Origin of the sequence: Algoriphagus sp. NBT04N3, from assembly GCF_019443765.1 — a bacterium.
Taxonomy (GTDB): domain Bacteria; phylum Bacteroidota; class Bacteroidia; order Cytophagales; family Cyclobacteriaceae; genus Algoriphagus; species Algoriphagus ornithinivorans.
Window position 1 is genome coordinate 425163 of the sequence record NZ_CP048415.1, and the last position, 21480, is coordinate 446642.

Genomic DNA, 21480 nt, shown 5'->3' on the forward strand with positions numbered 1-21480 from the left:
ATTTTTAAGGGATGTTTCCAATCTATAAAGCCCGAAAATTTCTTAATCAGATTAACAGCAAATATGGGCATACCGAGCCCTGGGTTGTTTTATGTGAGGGTGAGAAAGGTTGGGGGGAATTTGTAGTGAAGATTTTTACAGAGGACCATTTAGCTGAAAAACCCAGAGTCCATGGAGAGTTTGTAGGATCCTGGTTTGCTAATCAATTTGACTTCATGACACCTGATGTAGCATGGATTGAACTGGATCAACAATTTCTCCTGTCTTTGCATCCAGAAATTTCAATTAAAAAAGATCTGGATGATACAAGGTTAAAGTTTGGGTCAAGATTAGTAGGGCCATTTCAACACTTCTCAAAAGGGATGAAAAAAAAGAAGTTTCAAGAACTTCTTGATCTCGATACCCTATATGCTTTTGACAACTTAATTAGGAATCACGATAGAGGTCTTCACAAGCCCAATTTATTAGTCAAAGGAAGGGACGCTTATTTAATAGACCATGAATATGCGCTTGACATAAGTGATCAGACAATATCTCAAATTCAAAATTTAGAAATTATGGGTAAATTTTCCACCTCACATATTGCTTTTTCTGCCCTTTCCAATGCTAATGGCACTGTAAAAAGAAATTATTTTGAAATGTTTTTAGAATACCTGAGAGCCTTAAACCTTCAAGAACTCGAATCAGTTTTGAGTGAAGTAGAACAAAAAGAATATCAGGCGGAAGTTGGCATGATACTAGATTACTTTAGATTTGTAAAAACGAATCCTGCTATCTTTGTTAGTGCGTTGAAAAGAACTTTGCAATGAAAAATCAACTTTTTTATTCGATTCTTAGGTATAAACATGGACTGGTTCTTGGAGAATCCTTGAATGCAGGAATTCTATTTTTTAATCCAGCAACCCGAAAATTTTCCTTTGAACTGGGTGATTTGAAAAGGATTGCATCTCTTTATCAAGAGATTCATTTCAACTATCTTAAATCCTCTGTTTCGGTATTATTACAAAATATCAAAAAAGCTAATGAGGACTTTCTTACTCAATTTGAACTCTCGAGATTGGAAAACTTTATTTCCAATGAACTTTTATTTTCAGATGCTGCAGGATTGACCTTTGATTCAGTGGAAGAAATTCCTTTTTCTGATCAATTCAGTTTCGAATATACCAAAGAACATCTTAAACAGCTTTTCTTAGTCGATTTAGGGTCAGAACCGACTGAAAAGCGAAAAAGAAATGAGGAATATATTTTAGGAGAGGTAAACAGAATTCTTAAAAATAGAGATTCCGACTTTCATGCTAAGATTGAAAGAAACCGTAAGATCAAAACCCAACTCATTGACTTTTCATTTGATTTTTATTGGAGGGCCAAAGGAGCTCATTTTGCAAAAGCGATTAGCCTGGATTTAGAACAGCCTATATTCATTCAAAATAAAGCATTACAAATTTTTGGTGCCTTAGAACAGTTAAAATATCATGATTCTTTTGTCAATTCTAGAGCTACAATTGATGTTTTGATTTCAAAACCTCAAACAAGAGGTAATTTTAACGAGTTTGATAAAGCACTAAAAATCATTGATTCCATAGCCGCTCCCCATCAGATCTACTTGGAGGGAAAATGGAAAAATTATGTAGATAGGCTAGTTGATTCCGCAGAGAAACTGACAGAAGATATTAGAAAGTGAGCTCCCTAAGAATGGCTGGTGTGAATCGAAGAAATTCCTTTGTAATCGATGGAGTTATTTCGTTTTGATTCTTAGAAGTATTTTTTCCCTTTGAATTAATCATCTCTCAATTCATTTGAGGTCCTATCAATTTTTCCCCTTATCAAATCCAAGTCAAGGGATGGGCCAGCAATAAAACAACTGGATCTTTCCCCTTTTGAAAAAGAGTTATTTAAAGCCTTTGTAGGTTTTTTGGGAATTTGGGTGAAAAATACCCCATACAGGAGAGCCTGTCCTGATAGCGAAGCGTATCGGGAATGGAACATTAAAAAATTAGCCTAAATGGCTAATTTAAGTGAGCTTATCCCGCAAAATTGAGGGAAGCCGGACTGTAGGGCAAAATTTCTTCCGCTAAAATCCCTTCCTTAGCAAAACGAAGCTTTTGATAATCACTACTAGTAAAGAGGTTAAGTCCTATAGATTCCCAACCTTGGATTTTCTATTGCATGATCGCTCTCTTTTTAAGAAAACCTGTCCTGCAGAATTACGGAAGACAAGCCGTAATAAAAACTTTCAGTAGAAGATTTTAGGTTTAGACCAGATTGCAGGATGGGATTATGAAGGAGCTAGAGTGAGGTCCAAAAGCCAATTGAATCTCGATAGCTATCGTAATGGTAAGGATTTAAAGGTGAGATTGCAAATCTCACGAAGCACCGCAATGAACTTTACAGATGATTAGGAAATACTATCCTTAGAGGGGCAGTAGTGAAGTCAATGTTGAAATTGGCTGAATGAATCGTTCATAGTGACAAAAATGTATAATGGATGTCAAAAAAAGCATGTCATACTGCCAAACTGACAACTATCATAGTGGTAAAACTGCCAAATAGCTTATTATTCAGAATAATATTTTGCCAAATTTATTGAATTACGACAATATTCGTCAAACTTAATTCTTTTGTGACTTTTGGCACAAAGCATGATGAAAAAGAAAGAATTAAGCTTGGAAAAGCTTAGTCAATTGAGTCAAAAAATAAGCGGAGAGCTTCTGTTGGGAATATCTGCTCCCCCGCTTTTACTAGGATTCGCAACCTAAAGGTAGGAGTTTTTTGATATTCCCGGTAGGTACACCTTCTACCTAATTGATAGAAGGACTTAAATGCTACTACAATGGCTAAAACCGAAGATGGAAAGAAAATCGTCCCAGTAAAACCGCACACCAAGAAGGTGGGCGGCAAAGCAGTAAAGGTGCCTGGACATAGAAGATCCACACCAAACTAAAGCCATATTGGCTTCAGGCCGATCATTGGTCGCGCCCTTTTAAATATTTAATCACCTTACCTTAAAAAATTATCTAATTATGTCTAGATGTACAGCACCAGTTCATGGTCACCGTTCAGCAAGCGCTAGGGCTAACTGCCCTGCATGTGGAGGAAGAGGAAGTTATCGTAGTTCCTATTCATACCCATCTTATTCCTCGTATTCTTCTTCATATAGTTCAAGAAGTCGAAGCAGTAGTAATGTAGGAAGTAAAACGAGAGTCAGATGGGCCTCTTCAGGCTCTACGATCTTATATACACCTTCAGAGATCCGTACTCTTACGCCTGTGAGAGAGAATGTAGAGAAAAGGGCAGATTTGCCTGATCTTCGTGATGTTTTTCTCTGTCATGCTTGGGATGATAGAAAAGATGCTGCAAAGGATCTACATGATTTATTGGAGTCAAAGGGTGTTTCAGTTTGGTTTAGCGAAAAGGATGTGTTGTTAGGATCATCATTACTCCGTGAAATTGACAAGGGATTGGCTAAGTCTCGTGTAGGGATAGTATTGGTCACTCCTTCTTTTCTCAAGCGCATAAAAGGAGAAGGTATCGCCGACAAAGAACTTTCAGCTCTTCTTGCCAGGGATTTATTGGTTCCAGTAATTCATGATACCACTTTTGAAGCTTTAAGGGATGTGAGTCCACTTCTTGGTTCACGAAGCGGTCTAAGTACTATCGAGGATTCGATGGGAGACATTGCAGCCAAGTTGGCGGAATTGGTTTCCGTTGAGCCTTGTGAAAAGATTGAGGCTTAAAAGATAACTTATCTCAGTTTGAAAAATTGTGGGTTCTAAGTTATCCCAATTGAAAATTTGTTTGGAAATAAGGGTGGGGTTTCTCTCCTCAAATTATTGAAATCCCATCCAGTCCAAACAATATTTAGTGGGTCACAAAATCCTTTTGACTTGTGCAAGCAATTTTACTTGCTAAACGAAAAGCACGGCTATCCACATGAAGAATAAAATGACTCAACAAGGGGTGTGGCTAATGCGATGTATAAGCTAGTTGAAGATTAATACTTTGCTTTAAAAGAAAAATTAAGAATTAAAAAACAATTATTCTATAAATGGAACCTTCGTTATTGGGTTTTTGTAGTTTTAAGGATTTAAATGGTTTACAATGGAAAAAAAGTTACCTCAAATAAAAAGTTTTAATACAGTATGGGAAGAAACTATCCCGAAAATGGGGAGTGAAATAATTCAAAATTCAGAGTCAATTTTTTGCTTTCAAAAGCCCATAAATAAGAAAGCAGAATTAGCCATATGGGCAATACAGGATTCACATTTCTTACCTTGTGGAGGTATTTTTCAAAATGAAAAAACTAAATCAATGGTGAATTCGATTATTTCTATGGGGTCAACAGCTGTAAGCAGTTCCTCGGTAGTTTCGAATCAAAACATTATTGGAATTGATAAATGCAAAGTAAGGAGTTTTATAAATTCACCAGTTTTTTCTGGAGAGCACCTAAATTCTTTTATTTCAAAAAATCAATGGGAGTCAACTAAATTCAGGGATTTAGGTCAAAATATTTTTCAAGTTGAAAGAGCCAAATTGGTCTCGGATTCAATGCTTGGTATAGGGTCGTATGTTCAAAACAGTTCATGGGTCCCTTTGAATCAAAACATTCTTGAGAATGGTAACTTTAAGATTGACAGTGATAGGATTTCAGAAGCTTTTTTAGGAAATCATCTGGATTCACACATTTCTAAAAACCAATGGTCAGTAACAAACCTCAGCCATTTTGACAAAAGTATTTTTCAAATTGAAAGTACTGGATATTCAGTAAAGGATTCAAAGAGTCAACTTAGTTCACATATTTTGAGAAGTCCTAGGGTTGGATCTATCAATAACCCCTATTCACACGGGGTTATTTATACTGAAAGTACCAATTATGCAAACTTAAGTTCCATAACTGGGGTAAACATAGGCAATTTCAATAATTTAGTGGTTAGTCCCAATCTTTGTCACGCCGAATTTGGAACGCTTCAGGTGAAAAAAACAGAATATCCTTGGTTAGCTTCCAATCTAAGTTTTGAAACAGTCCTTTCAGGTTCCTTAATTAATAATTCCATACTTGGTGCAAATATTTCTAGAACTTCAATCATTGATTATAATGATAACGGACTTTTTACATCGGCACAGCCATTCAGAGTTTATGAGCCGCTTGATAATTATACATTATCCACCCTTAAAAACACGATTGAATCCACTCTTCAGAAGTTCAAAGACCATAACCCAATACAAAAATTTAGTTTAGGCTTTGAGAAAGGCAAACAAATCACAGTAATTAATATAATTATAATTCAGGGAGATGTAGTTGGAGATAACCATCACTTTGGAGACAACATTTATTATTTGAATCAATGAGTAAGTATGTATTTAATGGAAAGATAACAGGTGAAGAACATCACTTTGGGGATAATTATTTTGGTAGTTATCAGGAATTTATCAAAGAATCAAAGCAAAACTTTTCCAGCGCAGAAAAGGAATTAATTGAATTAATTTTTGATAATTTTAAATCTGAAGAAGAAAAGAAAGATCTTTTAGTCAGTCTGAAAAATCTTTCAGATGATCCTAAGGAGAATCATTCAGAAGTGCCAATATGGAAAAAATTTATCATTCGACTTAATGATGCCGGATTAAGAGAAGTAGCTAATAAAGTAATTGATTTCTTAAGAGATAGGATTCCAGACTTCAATACGTTCTTATTTTGAATGTTCTTTTTTGCTGAAAGGTGACAAAATTCAAAAAATAACTTTTTAGATAATCATGCATTCATGTTATGGTATTTCTCATTACAACCAATACTTACTCACTATTTATCTTATCCTTTAAGATTTACCATATTTTTTAATGTTGAATTCATTTTCTATAGATCCTGACAGACATATTCCAGAAGTTTACAAGGATCCTCATCAATCGCTTTTGCTATCAGATAAAGTTCAGCCGCTGTTAGTTTGGTCGAAGGATTATTAGTTAGTTGTCCGATTCTAGAATCACTCAATCCAGTTTTTCTAGCCACTTCTGCTTTATTAATTGATTTTCTTTGAAAAACTTCTCCTAATCGTGTCATTGGTAGATTTTATATAGACTAATGTAGAAAATCTTCAAAAAAATATCGAAAAATGAGAGAATTTTTGTTTGATTATGTAGAAATTCTATATATTTTTACTAAAAATCTACAACATATGGTAAGAAATAAAGGCGATACAAAGGAAATCAATCTTCAAATTCATAAAAATCAAGCATTTCAGTATAAATTATCTTTGTTGAAATTACTGGAAAATATTGATCTAGATAAAAATGGGGTTATTCCTTTAAGTGATCTTCAGAATATTTATAAGCTCCTAGATTTTATATCGGAAATATCGGAATCTGGTTAAACCAATCTGATTAAAACTTAACACTTTTCTACTCGGGTTGCTCTTTTAATAAGAAGGAGGATCAAATACTAATCCGAGGAAACTTTTCTCTTAAACCTATTATTTGCAGCCATTTACCTGGCATGGTGGAAATCGTTGATTTCTTTTTTGTATCAAGTCGCTATCCTACCATCTTTGAGTAGGGAGTAAGTATTAAGTGGATTATTGAGCCTTATTTGGAATATTCTTCCGCCTTCGGTCTCCCTTCTTCAAGCTTAAATCTATGAAAACTCAAGTCCTACCTGCTTTGGAATTGTGGCCTAGGTCCTACCCAAAGCAACTCTTTAAAAACCTGATTAAAAACCCTACCTGAACCTATTTTTTCTCCTTGATTGCTTCCCAAGGGGCTTGTATTACCCAAGGGGACTACCACCGATGATCAGGGAGTGACGACACTGTTGACTGTCGACTTTTGACTGTCGACTGAAAGATAAGCCTTCCGCTGCAGAGGATTTTTGCTTATCGCATTGAATCAATTTCTAATCAAGACCGACTGACCCGGATGATGATCTGGACTCAGGATGGGAGAGGTCTGTCCACGTCATTGCGAGGAGGCAAACGAAAACCTTGTCTGATCAAGGATCTCAAAGCCGACGAAGCAATCTCATAGATGGGAGCTGTCATTTCATCAAGGAGACTGCCGCGTCGCCCTATGGGGCTCCTCGCAGTGACGTCTCTGGGCTTCGTCTCCCGTCTTCCAGCATCCCTCATCGGTCATCTAAAATCCAAAACAATGAACAAACTTCTATACACCTTCTTCTTAGGCTATACGCTCCTATATGGAGGAAATCTTTTGAGTCAGCGGAAAGTTGCCGATTCACCCACGGGAAATGGTCTTGTTGATGCCAGTTCCCTCCAATCAGGGCGGGAGGAGTACAGCACTCCCGCCCAAAAGGGGGAGGAAAACACCACCCTCATCTATGGGGAAATCATCAATCCAGACTCGCTGGGTCCATTGTCCCTGAAAATTACGCCATACTACATTTCTCCAAGAACGACCTTCCTCCAAGAGGAACTTCTGCTGGATCCAATGAATGGCGAATTCTATGATGGTGTTGTCAACCCGAGAACAAGAAAGTTTGACACGCGGATTTCACTTTCCGACCGACCTGGGTACCTTTCCCTTTTCTTGGGCAACCGCCCGCTCCTGGAAGACTATCTGGTCTTGCCTGGTGATAGTATCAAACTGAAGCTGGACCTCAGTAGAAATGCCATAATCTTTGCAGGCAAAAACCAAGACTTCTATGAAGCCCAATTTGCCCTGAAACGCCTGGACCAACGGAGGGAATTTGATTCCCCCAGACAACTCATCATCCCGGAAACCAGCACTTTGCTTACTCGGCCCGGAAGCCAGGAGAAGATCGACTATTTCAGAGGGAAATTCGGAGCCGAACTCCTGATCCTTAAACCCGGTAAAGAAAGCCTCCATTACCTGATTGCTCAAGCCGACCAAGCTGAGGACATCCTGAAACCCAAACTAGAAATACTGGACTTCTATCAGCCCAAACTGAGCCCTAAGAACTGGGACCTCCTCCGTGCCGAAGTTTATGGCAACTTCTACTACAGTATCCTGTCCACCTTCCGAAAATTCCACTATCCCTATGTGGAGAATAAATTCAGTGCGAAGGACAGAGAACACTATAGACAGCGCTTGACTGATCTGCTGACCCGGGTGGGGAATCTGGAATTTGATTCCCAATCCAAGCTGATTTCTGCCGCTTTTCTGGATTTGGAACTGGAAAGATTGATACTGAATGCCCTTTGGAAAAACAGATCCTTTCTCGAGCTGGTACAGGAAAACCATTCCGGGGAACTGGCAGACCGCCTGCAGGCAGCTTACCTGTCCAATTACCTCGCCTCCCATACCGGACAGGAAGAGATCCTCCTCAACTACCTCTCAAAAACCGAATCCAGTCCATGGAAGGACCGGATCGAAAACCTCAAACGGGCAACCATCCCCGGCGAACCCATCGAGGACGCCCATCTCATCAGTATGTCGGGGGATACCCTAAACGTTTCCGATCTGCCTAATCAGCCGACCCTGGTCTATTTCTATTTCAGCACCTGCGCACACAGTGCCAGCTACTTTAAAAACTATCTGTTCCCACTCTATCAGGAGCTAGAGGCTGAGGGGATCAAACTGATAGCCATATCAGTAGATGAGGATTCCGATCTGTGGAAAGAACGGATCTTCAAGTACTCGGATCCTTCCATCCCCAATTTCAATCTCAGGGGACTTTCCAAAGAACGATGGAAGGAGCTCTATGAAATTACCTCCTTTCCCCGGGTAATGTTGCTGGACAGAGATTCAAGGATTCTCTCCTTTGACATCAAACCCTTGGGGGAAACGCAGAAGGAACTCCTTCAGGAATTCCGGAAAAAATTTAACGATGAATTATCCACTAAAACCAATACCAGTTTATGAAATCTAGCCTTACTCACACACTGACTCTCCTGGTGGCTTTGTTCCTGATTTTTGGCAGGACCATGGCCCAGGAAAAAGGACGAGAAATCCGGGGAAACACCCTGGATGCCAAGGATCTATCCCCTTTACCGGGAGTCAATCTGATTCTAAAAGGAACTACGGTCGGGACCGTATCGGATGATGAGGGGAAATTTACGCTCCCTATTCCTAATGGGGAAGCCATCCTCTTGGTCAGCTACATTGGCTATCAGAGCCGGGAAATTCTCCTTGGGGAAAACCAAACAACTTTGAATATCCTGCTGGAAAGTTTGGACTTAAACCTGCAGGAAGTCACGGTGGTTTCCACGGGCTTTCAGGAGCTCCCGCTTTCCCGATCTACCGGTTCCTTTGTGGGATTAAATCAGGATCTGGTGGACCGGAGAGTCTCGACCAACCTGATCGACCGATTGGAAGACCTGACTCCCGGTTTGATCTTTAATAGAGATATAAGTGGCCGGGAATCGGGAGAAAGTATTTCCATTCGGGGAACGGCTACCTTGATATCTTCGGCTGAGCCCCTGATAGTGGTCGATAATCTGGCCTATGACGGACCCCTTTCCAGTATCAATCCAAATGATGTAGCCAGTATTACCGTTTTGAAGGATGCAGCAGCTGCTTCGATTTGGGGAGCTAGAGCAGGGAATGGGGTGATTGTGATAACCACCAAAAAGGGTTCGTTCAATAAGCCCATACAGGTCAATTTCACTTCCAACCTGACTACCTTCCAGCGAGCCGATCCCTTCTACGATCCTAAAATGTCCATCAATTCCCTGATCGACAAACAATCCGAGTTGTATGAAAACGGAGCTTTTGGCAGTCTGATCAGAAACCGAAGAAATCCCGTAATTCCTCCACTTGCCGAAACCCTCTACGCCTTTGAGCAGGGACAGATTTCAGCCCAGGAGCGAGATGCCGCCCTTGAGCAGTTCCGCAATGCGGATATCAGAAAAGACATCGACCAATACCTGACCCGTCCTGCCAGCCAGCAACAGCATGCACTCAATGTGAGTGGGGGAGGAACTAATCACAATTATCAGGTGAGTATAGGTTATGACAAAAACCTGAGTTCGGAAATAGCCTCCGATTTTTCAAGATTGACCCTTTCTACCCAGCAAAGCTGGAAACTGGCCAAAGATAAATTTAGGATTCAGACCGGGGCCTATTGGGTACAAAGCGATTCCTATAATGGCATGCCTCAGGTTGCAGGGCTCTTCCCATATGAAAGACTGCTTGACGGTGAAGGTAATCCACAGGAAGTTTACAGAGATTACAGCATTCGTTTTAAAAATTCTGTCAAAGACATACTTCCCTTGTCCTGGGCCTATGTCCCCATGGAAGAGATAGGAAAAAGTAGCACTGTCAACAGATCCCAAGACCTCCGACTCTTTGCTACGGCAAATTATCAACTAACAAAAGGACTGGAATGGTCAACCAATTACCAATATTGGACTAATAGGAATCAAAACACGACCCATAACTCCCCCGATTCCTATGCAGCCCGCCATTTGATCAATTCTTTTGCCCAGCCGGTGGGAAATGGGGAATTGGAATTGCCTATCCCGCTGGGCGGAACCCTGGATCAGCGGATTTCGGATTCCTATAGTCATACCCTCCGGACCCAGGTCAATTACCAAAAAAACTGGACGAATCACCGTCTGAACGTATTTGGAGGAGGAGAACTGAAGGATTTTCAGTCTGAATTGTATGGCAATACCTCTTATGGATATATCGCAGAAAATGGTTCCTCGCTTCCGGTTGATTACCTCACACGTTTTGTCAACCAGGGCTCCAGCCTTTCCCAGAAATATTCCATTTACAGAGGAATTCGGAGGAAGGGTCAACCGTTTTGTGTCAGGTTTTGCCAACCTGGGGTATTCCTATAAGGATAAATATTTGATCAATGGCAGTTTTCGAAGGGATGCATCCAATCTTTTTGGTGTAAATACCAATCAGAAGTCGGTTCCGCTTTGGTCAGCAGGGATGGGTTGGATCCTATCGGAAGAAAATTTTATGGCGTCAAGCCAATGGGTGGATTTTGCCAAACTTCGACTCAGTTATGGTTTTAACGGAAATACCAATCCCAATGCGACGGCAGTTTCTACTGCCAGGAGGTTTGTGGCCGCCCAAAACCTGATTACACGCCTGCCATTTTTGGGAGTGGAAACACCACCCAACCCTGAGCTTCGATGGGAGCGGATCAAAATTATCAATGCAGGATTGGATTTTGAATTCCTTGCTTCGAGGGTTTCGGGATCGGTAGAATACTACCAGAAAAAGGGACTGGACCTTTTGGGAAATATCCCCATTTTTATTTCCTCGGGGTTTACTTCGGCTACTCTCAATTATGCTTCAACCCTGACCAAAGGCTGGGATCTGGTTTTGAATACAGTCAACAGTAAGGGGGCCTTTCAATGGGAAACCAATTTCTTTCACAGCATTTTAAAAGATCAGGTGATTGAGGTGGAAAATTTACCGACTGCCAATCAGCTGATCAATTATACACCCGCATTGCCTACTCCAGCCGTAGGAAGACCATTGTTTTCAATTTACAGTTTTGAATTTGCGGGTTTGGACCCCAATGACGGAGCTCCCCTGGGAATTTTAGACGGAGAGCCAAGTCGGGAGTATGCGGCTATTTATGCCGAAGCAACCCCTGAAAATATCCAATTTCACGGGGCTGGCAGGCCAACTCATTTTGGTTCTTTCAGAAATACCCTGGGCTATAAAGGATTCAGTCTATCGGCCAATATTACCTACCGTTTGGGCTACTTTGTCAAAAGAGCAGGAGTGGATTACGTGGACATTAACCGGGGAGGCTTTGGTCACGCGGATTATGAGAGAAGATGGAAGCAGCCGGGAGACGAGCGTACCACAGATGTTCCTGCAGACCCGGGAACAGTCAATCCTTTGATGAACGGATTTTATCTCAGCAGTGGGGCTTTGGTGGAAAAGGGAGATCATATCCGCTTTCAGGATATCCGGTTGGCTTATTCCTGGAATGCACAAAAATCCTCTTTATTGGGCTTGAATGGTCTGGAAACTTATCTCTATATCAATAATCTCGGAATACTTTGGAAAGCCAGCAAAGTTCTTCCGGATCCTGATTTTCAAACAGTTCAAAATTTAAGATCTATTGCTGTGGGGCTGAGGGCCTCCTTCTGATAGCATGCCCTGGGGTAAAAGGGAAATAGATAAAGCTTTTCTCTTTCATCTCCCCGGTTTATGGTTTAGCCACCCCCGGGCTTTTTCTCAAACTTGGTCATAATACATATTTACTCATGAAATCGAGCACGACAAGAACGACACATACTTGGTTGCCCCTATGTATCGGGGAAACTGTGCGACCTGCTGGCAGGGATTCCATCTGACCACTGAAAAAAAAATATAAACAGGAGAAATGCCCATGAGGAAAAATCTCACACAACTTGTGCCGTCCGCCGCGGCGGATCGGGAAAGGGATGCCCCGATAAATCGGGGTAGGGCATTCCATCTGATCTCTAAAAAAAAATTATAAACAGATGAAAAAATTACACCTTTTATTCGTTGGATTCCTGATCTTGGGGATTCAATCCTGTGCGGAATTTTTGGACAGCAAACCCAACCGAAATCAAGTGATTCCTGAGAGCCTGGATGATTTTCAACAAATGTTGGATGCCGAGCAAAGAGGGCTCAATACCTACCATATTAATGGACTGTTCAGCTCCGATGATATCTACTTTAGCGAAGGTTTATTAAATCTTCTGAGTTTTAGTCAATCAGCCCATTATTTCTGGGAACCTGAACCCTTTCTTCCAGATGAATGGGAGCCGGGATTTGCCTTTTCCTACCGAAAGGTACTCTATGCCAATCTGGTACTGGAAGGGCTTGAAAAGTATCAGCCTTCCAATGAAGTTGAACGAAAGCGGATTCAGGAACTGGGAGCTGCTGCGAGATTCTTTCGGGCCTTGGGGCATTATGAGGTATTGATGCATTTTGCTCCTCCTTTTGACCCCAGCCAGAATGAACAGCAGGGGATTCCCATCCGCTTGACTTCTGACATCAATGTGAAAAAAGGAAGATCCACCATGAGGGAATGTTTTGAACAGATCATTAGGGATTTGGAATATGGCTTAGCCTATTTACCGGCTAAGGCTGAAATTCCTACCCGTCCCTCACTTTGGGCCAATAATGCATTTCTGGGAAGAGTCTATTTGAGTATGCTGGATTATGAAAATGCCTATACCTATTCCAAAGCGGCTTTAACCATTGATAATTCACTGATGGATTTCAAGAACTTAGGTTCTTCTCTTCCTTACTCTTTTGAAATCTTTAATAAGGAAGTAATTTTTTATCAAAAACATCTTACCGCCCGCCATACGACCAACGGGGGTAGTTATGTGAATCCAGATCTGATCAAACTTTATGAAGATGGGGATTTAAGAAAAACTTTATTCTTTAGCCAGTCTTCCGGTTCGGGACTGTTTAATTTTAAAGGAAACTATACCGGGGATTTCTATCATTTTGGTGGAATCGCAGTAGATGAGGTGGTCCTGAATTTGGCAGAGAGCGCGGTTAGAATTGGAAAGCAGTCTGAGGCCCTCTCACAGTTGAATTATTTGTTGGAACATCGTTTTGATAATGATTTTGAACCTATCGCCGATGTGTCGGAAAGCAATTTGCTCAAAAAAATAATCGAGGAAAGGAGAAAGGAGCTGGTTTTTAGAGGTAACCGTTGGTTGGACTTAAAAAGATTCAATCTTTATCCCGATCTCAGGGTGACTTTGGAACGGAAATTTAACCAAAGAAAAGAGACTTTGCCTCCCAATGATCCCCGATATGCCTTTTTGATTCCTCCCGCAGAGATTAACTTGAATCCTATGCAACAAAATTCCAGATAAAAGGAGGGAGGAACTCTCCACCGGAAAGTTCCTCCCTGAATTTTAAGGGTGAGCTAACGGAAGCGATCCGTTTTTGATAAACTCACCTTGTTCTACCTGAGAAGAAGTAACCATAGGTTCCTCAAATGAACAGGTTTGTTGAACGGACTGATTACACTCATAGGTATTGGGACCAGGAGTGATGTCAGTAAGATCATACCAGATCTCGGTACCTGGTGCTGGATCTTCTGCATAGCGAACTTCCGGATTATGGGCGAAATTCATCGCCATGGCCAAAGTTGCCCCCAGCACCAAAGCCAGTGCTGGAAGCAGTTTTGAAAGTTTATTCATTGTTCTGGACCCTTTTTTAACGCATCAAAAAGGGACAAACCGTTTTGGTTGTTTGCCTACTCTGACAAGGGTTTTCGGCATCTCCCTGGAGGAGGTTCATCGGTATTGGCTTGTCTCTCACCCAAACCATCGAGAGAAATGAACTTCCGTATTTTAACTATATTTGTCTCACTTTTTGCAGCCTTACTTGCAGGTTTTCAGGCTGCCGGGCCAGTTTCCACAGCTGGCCCTCTTTTTCCTCTAACCTTTGAGGTTTTCCAAACCTCGAAGGTTTCATGAACAGAACACCCAAGTAAACCGGGTCAATCTATCAGTCTCTGCATCAGGCCCTTGAGTTCTCCCTGCTTAGTCAATCTGATTGTGATTGGAAAAGAAACTTAAAAAAGAAAATTGAAAATCACCTAAGCCATTTGGCGCATTTGAAAAATAGTTGGGCCAAAATGTGCCATTTGGCGCGTTTTTAACAAAAAATTTTAGCTGGAGTAGTAGAAAATCCTCCGAGGATTAGGATCTGCTTTCTTTCACAACAAAAATTTGGATCATCCAAAAGTTCCCATTTATTCCTTTGCTTAATGGTAGGTCAGAACCTGCTCCCCTCCTAGAGGAGGGGCTGGGGGAGGTCGAAACCCACAATGCGGATATTTTTTAGGAATAATGCAATACCAATATTCGTAAGGGCGCGGTGGGAGGTCGTGGCAGCGGGGCGTGGGCTGGCATAAGGGGGGAAGCTTTGCCACGACAAGGCTTTTTGGTTCTTTTTTGCCTAAAAAAGAACAAAGAGAATAATTGATCCAATTTGGATTTCGTCGCCGTCTTGCTGGCATTGAGATTTTGTTTCCAATTGGAGATTAAGGGCCAGCGCTGGGGGGATTTTCGTCCGCATTTATACCCTGGGTTGCACCCAGGGCTAAGAAATTACGCTCCTTTGGAGCTTTTGATCCGAGTTCGATTGATAGTTTATCTTGCTAAAGGCATATCTTAAAAATTATCTTTTAGGTATATTTTGATTATTTCGCCGCAGGCATTTTTCAATGTAGTTCCACAGTATTTCCATATAAATATCGCCGAAGGCATATCTTCTCTTATCTTAAAAAATATCTTATCGATAACCTCGAGTTTAGAAATATTTCGCCGCAGGCGTATTTCTATCTGTTTCCATTTTATTTCTCGAATGTCTTGCTGGCACGGTGATTTCGTTTCTAATTTGAAATTCTGCGCCAGCGCTGGGGAAGGGTGGTTCATTTTGGAATCCAGGGGTTAAAACCCCTGGCTAAAAAATCTCCGCTCCTTCGGAGCTTTTGATCCGAGTTCGATTGATAGTTTATCTCGCCGAAGGCATATCTTAAAAATTATCTTTTAGGTATATTTTGATTATTTCGCCGCAGGCGTATTTCTATTTATTTCTACCGTATTTCTATGTAGTGCCATACCTACGGCATGGTGAAGAGTTTGTGGTCATTTTTTTGCCACCGAGCTGAAATCCCTACGGGATAAATATCTCGCCGAAGGCATATCTTCTCTTATCTTAAAAAATATCTTATCGATAACCTCAAGTTTAGGAATATTTCGCCGCAGGCGTATTTCTTTTATTTCTAATGTATTTCTCTTCCTTTCTTGCTGGCATTGAGATTTCGCTTTCAAACAGGGTAAAAGGGCCAGCGCTGGGGGAGGGTTGCGTTTTTTCGTACCAGGGGTTAAAACCCCTGCCTGTCCTCAGGCGGGGCTATGACATTTTACGCTCCAAAGGAGCTTTGAAATAGGTTTCAGTTCGAAGGAGTTATAAGTCGCATAGCGACGAAATATTTCCAAGCCAGAGATTTCAATCTCTGGAATTCAGATAAGGTGTTGAATTGTTGACGAAGTCCCATAGGGACGGCCGATGTAAATGCTGAATTGAAAGCTCCGTTCCTCCGCCTCCTTACTCGGGCCTGTGCGCCTCTGGCATGGCAATTGAAGAGCTTAAGCCTTTCAGACTTTGAAGAGATTAAATTTCTGATCTCAATGCCTTAAATCTGAGAAGGATCAATTCCCCTTTTAAAGGAGGCAAGGGGGATTTTCTCAGCTTGACTCGCCCTAAAATTAATTTACAAGCCCTTGTCCTGCTCCCCTCCTCCAGGAGGGGCTGGGGGAGGTCGTGGCAGCGGGGCGTGGGCTGGCATAAGGGGGGAAGCTTTGCCACGACAAGGCTTTTTGGTTCTTTTTTGCCTAAAAAAGAACAAAGAGAATAATTGATCCAATTTGGATTTAGTCGTCGTCTTGATGGCACGGTGATTTCGTTTCTAATTTGAAATTCTGCGCCAGCGCTGGGGAAGGGTGGTTCATTTTGGAATCCAGGGGTTAAAACCCACGCCTGCCGTGGCGGGGCTATGACATTTTACGCTCCTACGGAGCTTTGAAATAGGTTTCAGTTCGAAGGAGTTATAAGTCGCATAGCGACGAAATATTTCCAAGCCAGAGATTTCAATCTCTGGAATTCAGATAAGGTGTTGAATTGTTGACGAAGTCCCATAGGGACGGCCGATTTAAATGCTGAATTGAAAGCTCCATTCCTCCGCCTCCTTACTCCGGCCTGTGCGCCTCTGGCATGGCAATTGAAGAGCTTAAGCCTTTCAGACTTTGAAGAGATTAAATTTCTGATCTCAATGCCTTAAATCTGAGAAGGATCAATTCCCCCTTAAAAGGGGATAAGGGGGATTTTCTCAGCTTGACTCGCCCTAAAATTAGTTTACAGGTTCTGGTTCACTCCCCTCCTCCAGGACGGGCTGGGGGAGGTCATGATCTTCCCTTTGTCCCTTTGACTCTTTTAAATAATTCCTTTCTGATCAACTTATGCAATTCAATGTATATCCGGAACTCCATAGATTGACGCCCTTCTCCAAAAAACCTATTAGCCATCATATGAATGTGATTCCCTACAACCCTGAACCTCTCTTCCTCTTCTTTCTTTAGATTTAGCAGGTTTAGGAAAAGGGATTCATAGTTTTTCTCCCATCCTAATTCCAGAAAGGAACCCATAAAATCCAAATCTATGGAATTTTGGAGTAAATCTTTTTTTTGCTCATAGGGAATAGACTTGACTTTTAATTGTAGAAATCTAAATGCTCCTTCCTTGGAAAATGTCTTTTGAATCAATTTGCTCCATAATTTCAAGCTGATTGCTTGAAAAAAACGATTTCGAAGCTCTTCATCCCGGTAAAATTTAATCGCTTCAATCAATAATTGGGATTCTAAATGGAAGAGCTCTTCAGATATTTTATAAGTTTCAGCCCCGTATTTTTTGATTTCGGGATAATATGGTCTCAACTCAATGGAATAAAAGGAATTCCTGACTTTCCCATAACCCAACCAGAATAATTCTTTTTTCTGCTGGGAATTGACCCTTAAAAACCGAATTCTGACCTGAATGCAGCCAGACTCAGGATAGACTAAAAAGTACCAAACGATTTTCTGTACTGAAACATACTCGATCAATTCCCTGGAGAAATAATAAATCAAGAAATCCCATAAATCCTCTTCATGAATTTTGATTAAAAAATACAAGGACTCTTTATCCTCGGATGAAATAGAATTGATAAAACCCTCCCAGCTCCATTCCTTTTTTTCTCTGCTGAAATTAATGGCAAATTCAGGGTAGATAGTACGGGCAGATTCCTTTGAAATATAACTGTTATCTTCCAGCCAAATAGGATCTGAAAGAGTGAGTTTATTCTTTTTTCTCAGCTCTTCCCAAAAAATCTGTAACTCTTCGTTTTTCTCCCAATTGATAAGTAACTCTCTGTCAAAAATTCCGATTTTTATCGGACATGGAATTTGGTTTCTGATGAGCCACTGTTCAAGATCTTTTCTGACTGAAAACCATTCTGCGTAAATTTTCCATTTTCTGCACTGTAAAATCAGATTACCCCATTGAAATTGAGGACTGTGTGGAATAAAAGACTTGGATTGAAATTCATAGATCCCTAACCTATAGGACTGTCCTTGATTTAGTTCCCAGATCAACTTGATTAAAGGATGGGAGATTTCTCTCCCATTTAAAGGGTGGGTGACTACAGGAACAACTCTTTTACCGGTGCTTAGTTGATAAATCAAGATGTTACCCTCCCTAATTCCCAGTTCTAAATCACAAAGTGAAATTGCCCCGGGGTCAGATTCCCTCATTGGACTGATGTAATATTGGAATAATGGGGCTGTCTGACAGATTCCTTGGACATTGCCGGATTCCACAATTTTTAGTTCTGCGTAAATAATGTCTTGATTCCGGAAAACAGTGTCTCTTATTTCCTTTTGACAATTCAATATTGGGCCATAGCGATTGAACCTCCCAAAATAGCTGAATGGCTTGTTACAAACTAGGTTTTTAACCAAAAGCCTGCCTCGATTACATTTTCTAATTAGGAAGTTGAGATCGTAAATTGCATCTGAAACAGGTTTGTTTGTTAATCTGCTTTTTAAATCAATAGGATTTTGAAAGTCCAAACCGGCAAAATTCAAATATCCTGAGGGGTCCGCCTCACTGTTTAATAAACCTTGATTCAAAAAATTACCATACACAAAGTCCGGATAATTCAATAAAATGGGTAAGGGTACAAACCTGTCGTCAAAATGCTCCTGAAACCAATAATGAAATGATTGAATATAGCTGCTTTTTGTCTCAGTAAATAAATTCCCCGCAGTTGCCCAAAAATCTTGAACCCATTGAAAACTATCTTTTCCCAAAGCTATTTTTTCTTTGAAAACAAGATCAATTTTTTGCCTGGGAACTACTCCCATTTCTCTCCTTTGAAAGGATTTTTGAATGATACCCATTTCCAAAAGTTGAGTCCAAAGTTCTTCAATTTCTTGTTCTGGCCATTGGGAGTACCAATCCTCAAATTTTGAGTAGGAGATTTCATTGTCCTGGGAAAGAATTTTCTCTAGCTTCTGAGTAAGAGGATTGGAAGGAATACTCACGAAAGCCCACCGCTCTTCGCGGTTCAAATAACTTAAATAGTGATTTCTTCCAAAATTTTTGAATCCCTCAAGTCCTACATAATAGTGTTCATGTTTTTCCGTCGAATTGGAAGTGAAATCAATCTTGTTCAAAACGAGTACTTCGCTCAGATCCAACTCATTTTTTTTATCATCTCCAAATTCACCAACCCCTACACCTGCCCAATAGCCAAAAGGAGTAGACCTGAACCTACCTCTCAGCAGATACTTAATGACTTTTCGTTGTTTCCTTTCGGACAACTCCGGAAATGAAACTGACTTAATTTCTTGGTAAAAACTTTCCGAAGAATTTTTGATGGCTTTTAATACCTGAGGCCAATGGGCACTTATTTCTTCTATGGATCTTGGGTCCAAATCAAAAATCGGAGCTCTGAATAAAAATCTCATTTTTTAAACTCCATTCTAATACAGGGATTCTTGCTGTTCAAAATATTTCAACAGACACCATTTCAACCAAGACAAACAGCTTTTATATCCCTATGGCGCAAGTTCAAAAAGTCAGAATTCCCTTGAGAAAATTCAATTGTGCTCATCCATTTGATTGCTTGAGGAAATCTGAGACGGCCTTGAAAACCTTTTAATTATCTCATTTTACCTTTTGACCTTACTATTCACGCATGATATCCAATCCTGTGTTTTGTTTGATAGCTACCCTTCTAACTAGCCTCATTCCCTAAAACTCCAACACTCCCATATTAATTATACTAATGCCTAACACCTACTCCCAGCAGTCTTGCCTCAAAGTAATAGCAAAGCTACAGGAGAGTTACAGCAAAGCTGACTCACAATTCATGCTTGAATTACTGTCAAGTCCACAGAGTATTTTATTTCCTTAAATTCCACTAGATCCACTCCTTATATAGATTCTCTAGAATCCACTTTCAATTTGATTTTCAGATACTTGCGTCCAGTTTTGGGCATGTTTCACACTAAAACAAATATGCTATGGCAAGACAATCAAGTTTTCTAAAACTCGAAGGGACCATCGGTGATATAACCTTTTATAAAGGGAGGACCGGTTTTAAAGCCCGCCAAAAAGGCGGTGTTTCTAAGGATCGGATCTTGAAAGATCCCAAGTTCAGAAGAACCCGTGAAAATCTCCAGGAATTTGCAAGAGCAGCCAATGCTGCTAAATTCTTAAAAGATGCATTTCGAGGCATTGCTCTCAAATCCAGTGATGGGTCCTTGCACAATAGGCTCTATTCCATTGCTACCAAAGTGATCTATTCAGATACCTTGAGTAACAGGGGGGAAAGAAGATTTGAGTTGGGAAATATCCAGCTGATGAAAGGCTTCCAGTTTTCCAATCAATCAACAATTGAAAATACTCTGTTCAAACAGCCACAAATTTCGGATGAACCTGACTCGGTTACTGTAACTATTCAAGCAATGGTGCCGGCTACCTATCTCCGTTCTGTGGTTAATACAACTCATTACAGAATCTCCCTGATTCGGGCCAGTATCAACTTTGTGGATGGAACCTACTCTGAAGAATCTGTGAATTCAGGTGAAATTCCTATTTCCATGAATGAACAGGAAGAGTTGGTATTAACCCTTCCAAAACCTTCAATTCCTGATACTCATCATTTCTTTGCAATGGCATTGGAATACTTACAGGTATTGGAAAACGGATCAAAATATGATCTCTATGATTTGACCCAGAATCCAGCTACAATTTTGGTAGTATCCTGATTTGTTTCCTTTGACTTGCATGAAAAATTAGAGTCTGATGAAAATCATTCTGGAAAGAGAATATTGGCCAACCAGTACCCATGGTAGTTTATTCGTCAATGATAAACTAATCTGCCATACGCTGGAAAAACCAAGAATCTCAGGAAACCCAAAAGAATCCTGTCTTCCGGAAGGTTCTTACCTGATTTTGAAGGAAGACCAGATGCCCTTTCTTTCCTTGAAGAAACATCAAAAAGGAGACTTTGTAGGTGTCCTTTGTCCTCAGGGTTTGATTGGGATTGAATTTCCCCAAATAATTCTACCAGTCCATAAGATTAGGTCTGAAGGCACTGGAACATCTTCCACAAAAGCTTTCGGTAATCTAATGAGAGCTTTTGCACAAGTCAATTGGTTTCGGGATAGTCTTCGACTGGAAATAAGAAGCTCACCGGAAAAGGCCCTGAATCTGGCCTGTTGTGAAATTGCTTGGATGGACTGATTACTTGGGTAAAATTGGGAGGAGTTTGCATACTCCTCCTTTCCATCATCACTTTAATTCCTACTTACTGAGAAAGAGTAGAAAGTTGATGAGTATGAATACTGTACCCTACAATCTCAAACTGGTCATTTAATAAACAAGATGGAATTTTTGTCATTTAGTCCTATAACTCAATAGTTACTTGGGCTTCAGGCAAACACATCAAAGTGAATGAATAGTCACAGAATATTCCACCTAAGGTTCATTCAT

General features: G+C 40.6%; 15 protein-coding genes. 12 read left to right on the forward strand and 3 right to left on the reverse strand.

Features of this window, described 5'->3' with window-relative positions; genetic code table 11:
* Positions 1-11 precede the first annotated feature (11 nt).
* The 5 genes from GYM62_RS01940 (at position 12) to GYM62_RS01960 (ending at position 5693) form a co-directional block, all read left to right on the forward strand.
* Positions 12-809: a HipA family kinase gene (locus tag GYM62_RS01940; RefSeq protein ID WP_370627651.1), complete on the forward strand. Its 798-nt coding sequence runs from the start codon at positions 12-14 to the stop codon at positions 807-809.
* Positions 806-1681: a hypothetical protein gene (locus tag GYM62_RS01945; protein WP_219958087.1), complete on the forward strand. Its 876-nt coding sequence runs from the start codon at positions 806-808 to the stop codon at positions 1679-1681. The genes GYM62_RS01940 and GYM62_RS01945 overlap by 4 nt, the downstream gene beginning before the upstream one ends.
* 1339 nt (positions 1682-3020) lie before the next feature.
* Positions 3021-3734, forward strand: coding sequence for a toll/interleukin-1 receptor domain-containing protein (locus GYM62_RS01950; protein WP_219958088.1), 714 nt, complete (start codon positions 3021-3023; stop codon positions 3732-3734).
* A 364-nt stretch (positions 3735-4098) separates the two neighbouring features.
* The gene (locus GYM62_RS01955; RefSeq protein WP_219958089.1) at positions 4099-5346 is read left to right on the forward strand and encodes a hypothetical protein; all 1248 of its coding nucleotides are present in this window, start codon (positions 4099-4101) and stop codon (positions 5344-5346) included.
* Complete coding sequence (locus tag GYM62_RS01960; RefSeq protein WP_219958090.1) at positions 5343-5693, forward strand: hypothetical protein; 351 nt, start codon at positions 5343-5345, stop codon at positions 5691-5693. The genes GYM62_RS01955 and GYM62_RS01960 overlap by 4 nt, the downstream gene beginning before the upstream one ends.
* Positions 5694-5848: 155 nt before the next feature.
* On the opposite strand, the gene GYM62_RS01965 is transcribed toward GYM62_RS01960, so the two are convergent.
* Positions 5849-6052: a helix-turn-helix transcriptional regulator gene (locus tag GYM62_RS01965; protein WP_219958091.1), complete on the reverse strand. Its 204-nt coding sequence runs from the start codon at positions 6050-6052 to the stop codon at positions 5849-5851.
* 52 nt (positions 6053-6104) lie between these two features.
* On the opposite strand from GYM62_RS01965, the gene GYM62_RS01970 reads away from it, so the two are divergent.
* From GYM62_RS01970 to GYM62_RS01990, 5 genes are all read left to right on the forward strand, one after another.
* A complete protein-coding gene (locus GYM62_RS01970) occupies positions 6105-6362 on the forward strand; it encodes a hypothetical protein (RefSeq protein ID WP_219958092.1) in 258 nt (85 codons plus the stop codon).
* A 772-nt stretch (positions 6363-7134) separates the two neighbouring features.
* On the forward strand, positions 7135-8826 hold the full coding sequence (locus GYM62_RS01975; RefSeq protein ID WP_219958093.1) for a thioredoxin-like domain-containing protein: 1692 nt from the start codon (positions 7135-7137) through the stop codon (positions 8824-8826).
* Positions 8823-10748: a carboxypeptidase-like regulatory domain-containing protein gene (locus GYM62_RS01980; protein WP_219958094.1), complete on the forward strand. Its 1926-nt coding sequence runs from the start codon at positions 8823-8825 to the stop codon at positions 10746-10748. Before GYM62_RS01975 ends, GYM62_RS01980 begins: the two co-directional genes overlap by 4 nt.
* Entirely contained in the window at positions 10714-12027 is a 1314-nt protein-coding gene (locus GYM62_RS01985; protein WP_219958095.1) for a TonB-dependent receptor, read from the forward strand. Before GYM62_RS01980 ends, GYM62_RS01985 begins: the two co-directional genes overlap by 35 nt.
* A 356-nt stretch (positions 12028-12383) precedes the next feature.
* The gene (locus GYM62_RS01990; RefSeq protein ID WP_219958096.1) at positions 12384-13742 is read left to right on the forward strand and encodes a RagB/SusD family nutrient uptake outer membrane protein; all 1359 of its coding nucleotides are present in this window, start codon (positions 12384-12386) and stop codon (positions 13740-13742) included.
* A 42-nt stretch (positions 13743-13784) separates the two neighbouring features.
* Here GYM62_RS01990 and GYM62_RS01995 read toward each other — a convergent pair whose 3' ends face one another.
* The gene (locus GYM62_RS01995) at positions 13785-14072 is read right to left on the reverse strand and encodes a DUF6520 family protein (protein ID WP_219958097.1); all 288 of its coding nucleotides are present in this window, start codon (positions 14070-14072) and stop codon (positions 13785-13787) included.
* Between the two features lie 2772 nt (positions 14073-16844).
* Positions 16845-19448: a lantibiotic dehydratase gene (locus GYM62_RS02000; RefSeq protein ID WP_219958098.1), complete on the reverse strand. Its 2604-nt coding sequence runs from the start codon at positions 19446-19448 to the stop codon at positions 16845-16847.
* A gap of 558 nt (positions 19449-20006) precedes the next feature.
* Here GYM62_RS02000 and GYM62_RS02005 point away from each other — a divergent pair.
* Both GYM62_RS02005 and GYM62_RS02010 read left to right on the forward strand, forming a co-directional pair.
* Positions 20007-20753: a hypothetical protein gene (locus GYM62_RS02005; protein WP_219958099.1), complete on the forward strand. Its 747-nt coding sequence runs from the start codon at positions 20007-20009 to the stop codon at positions 20751-20753.
* Positions 20754-20790: 37 nt separating this feature from the next.
* Positions 20791-21231, forward strand: coding sequence for a DUF5675 family protein (locus GYM62_RS02010; RefSeq protein ID WP_219957385.1), 441 nt, complete (start codon positions 20791-20793; stop codon positions 21229-21231).
* Positions 21232-21480 lie beyond the last annotated feature (249 nt).

Excerpts from the sequence above, each read along its gene's own strand:
- GYM62_RS01945 (WP_219958087.1), top strand. The coding sequence starts at position 806 with ATGAAAAATCAACTTTTTTATTCGATTCTTAGGTATAAACATGGACTG.
- GYM62_RS01970 (WP_219958092.1), top strand. The coding sequence starts at position 6,105 with ATGAGAGAATTTTTGTTTGATTATGTAGAAATTCTATATATTTTTACT.
- GYM62_RS01940 (WP_370627651.1), top strand. The coding sequence starts at position 12 with ATGTTTCCAATCTATAAAGCCCGAAAATTTCTTAATCAGATTAACAGC.
- GYM62_RS02010 (WP_219957385.1), top strand. The coding sequence starts at position 20,791 with ATGAAAATCATTCTGGAAAGAGAATATTGGCCAACCAGTACCCATGGT.
- GYM62_RS02005 (WP_219958099.1), top strand. The coding sequence starts at position 20,007 with ATGGCAAGACAATCAAGTTTTCTAAAACTCGAAGGGACCATCGGTGAT.
- GYM62_RS01955 (WP_219958089.1), top strand. The coding sequence starts at position 4,099 with ATGGAAAAAAAGTTACCTCAAATAAAAAGTTTTAATACAGTATGGGAA.
- GYM62_RS02000 (WP_219958098.1), bottom strand. The coding sequence starts at position 19,448 with ATGAGATTTTTATTCAGAGCTCCGATTTTTGATTTGGACCCAAGATCC.
- GYM62_RS01975 (WP_219958093.1), top strand. The coding sequence starts at position 7,135 with ATGAACAAACTTCTATACACCTTCTTCTTAGGCTATACGCTCCTATAT.
- GYM62_RS01965 (WP_219958091.1), bottom strand. The coding sequence starts at position 6,052 with ATGACACGATTAGGAGAAGTTTTTCAAAGAAAATCAATTAATAAAGCA.
- GYM62_RS01950 (WP_219958088.1), top strand. The coding sequence starts at position 3,021 with ATGTCTAGATGTACAGCACCAGTTCATGGTCACCGTTCAGCAAGCGCT.
- GYM62_RS01995 (WP_219958097.1), bottom strand. The coding sequence starts at position 14,072 with ATGAATAAACTTTCAAAACTGCTTCCAGCACTGGCTTTGGTGCTGGGG.
- GYM62_RS01980 (WP_219958094.1), top strand. The coding sequence starts at position 8,823 with ATGAAATCTAGCCTTACTCACACACTGACTCTCCTGGTGGCTTTGTTC.
- GYM62_RS01990 (WP_219958096.1), top strand. The coding sequence starts at position 12,384 with ATGAAAAAATTACACCTTTTATTCGTTGGATTCCTGATCTTGGGGATT.
- GYM62_RS01960 (WP_219958090.1), top strand. The coding sequence starts at position 5,343 with ATGAGTAAGTATGTATTTAATGGAAAGATAACAGGTGAAGAACATCAC.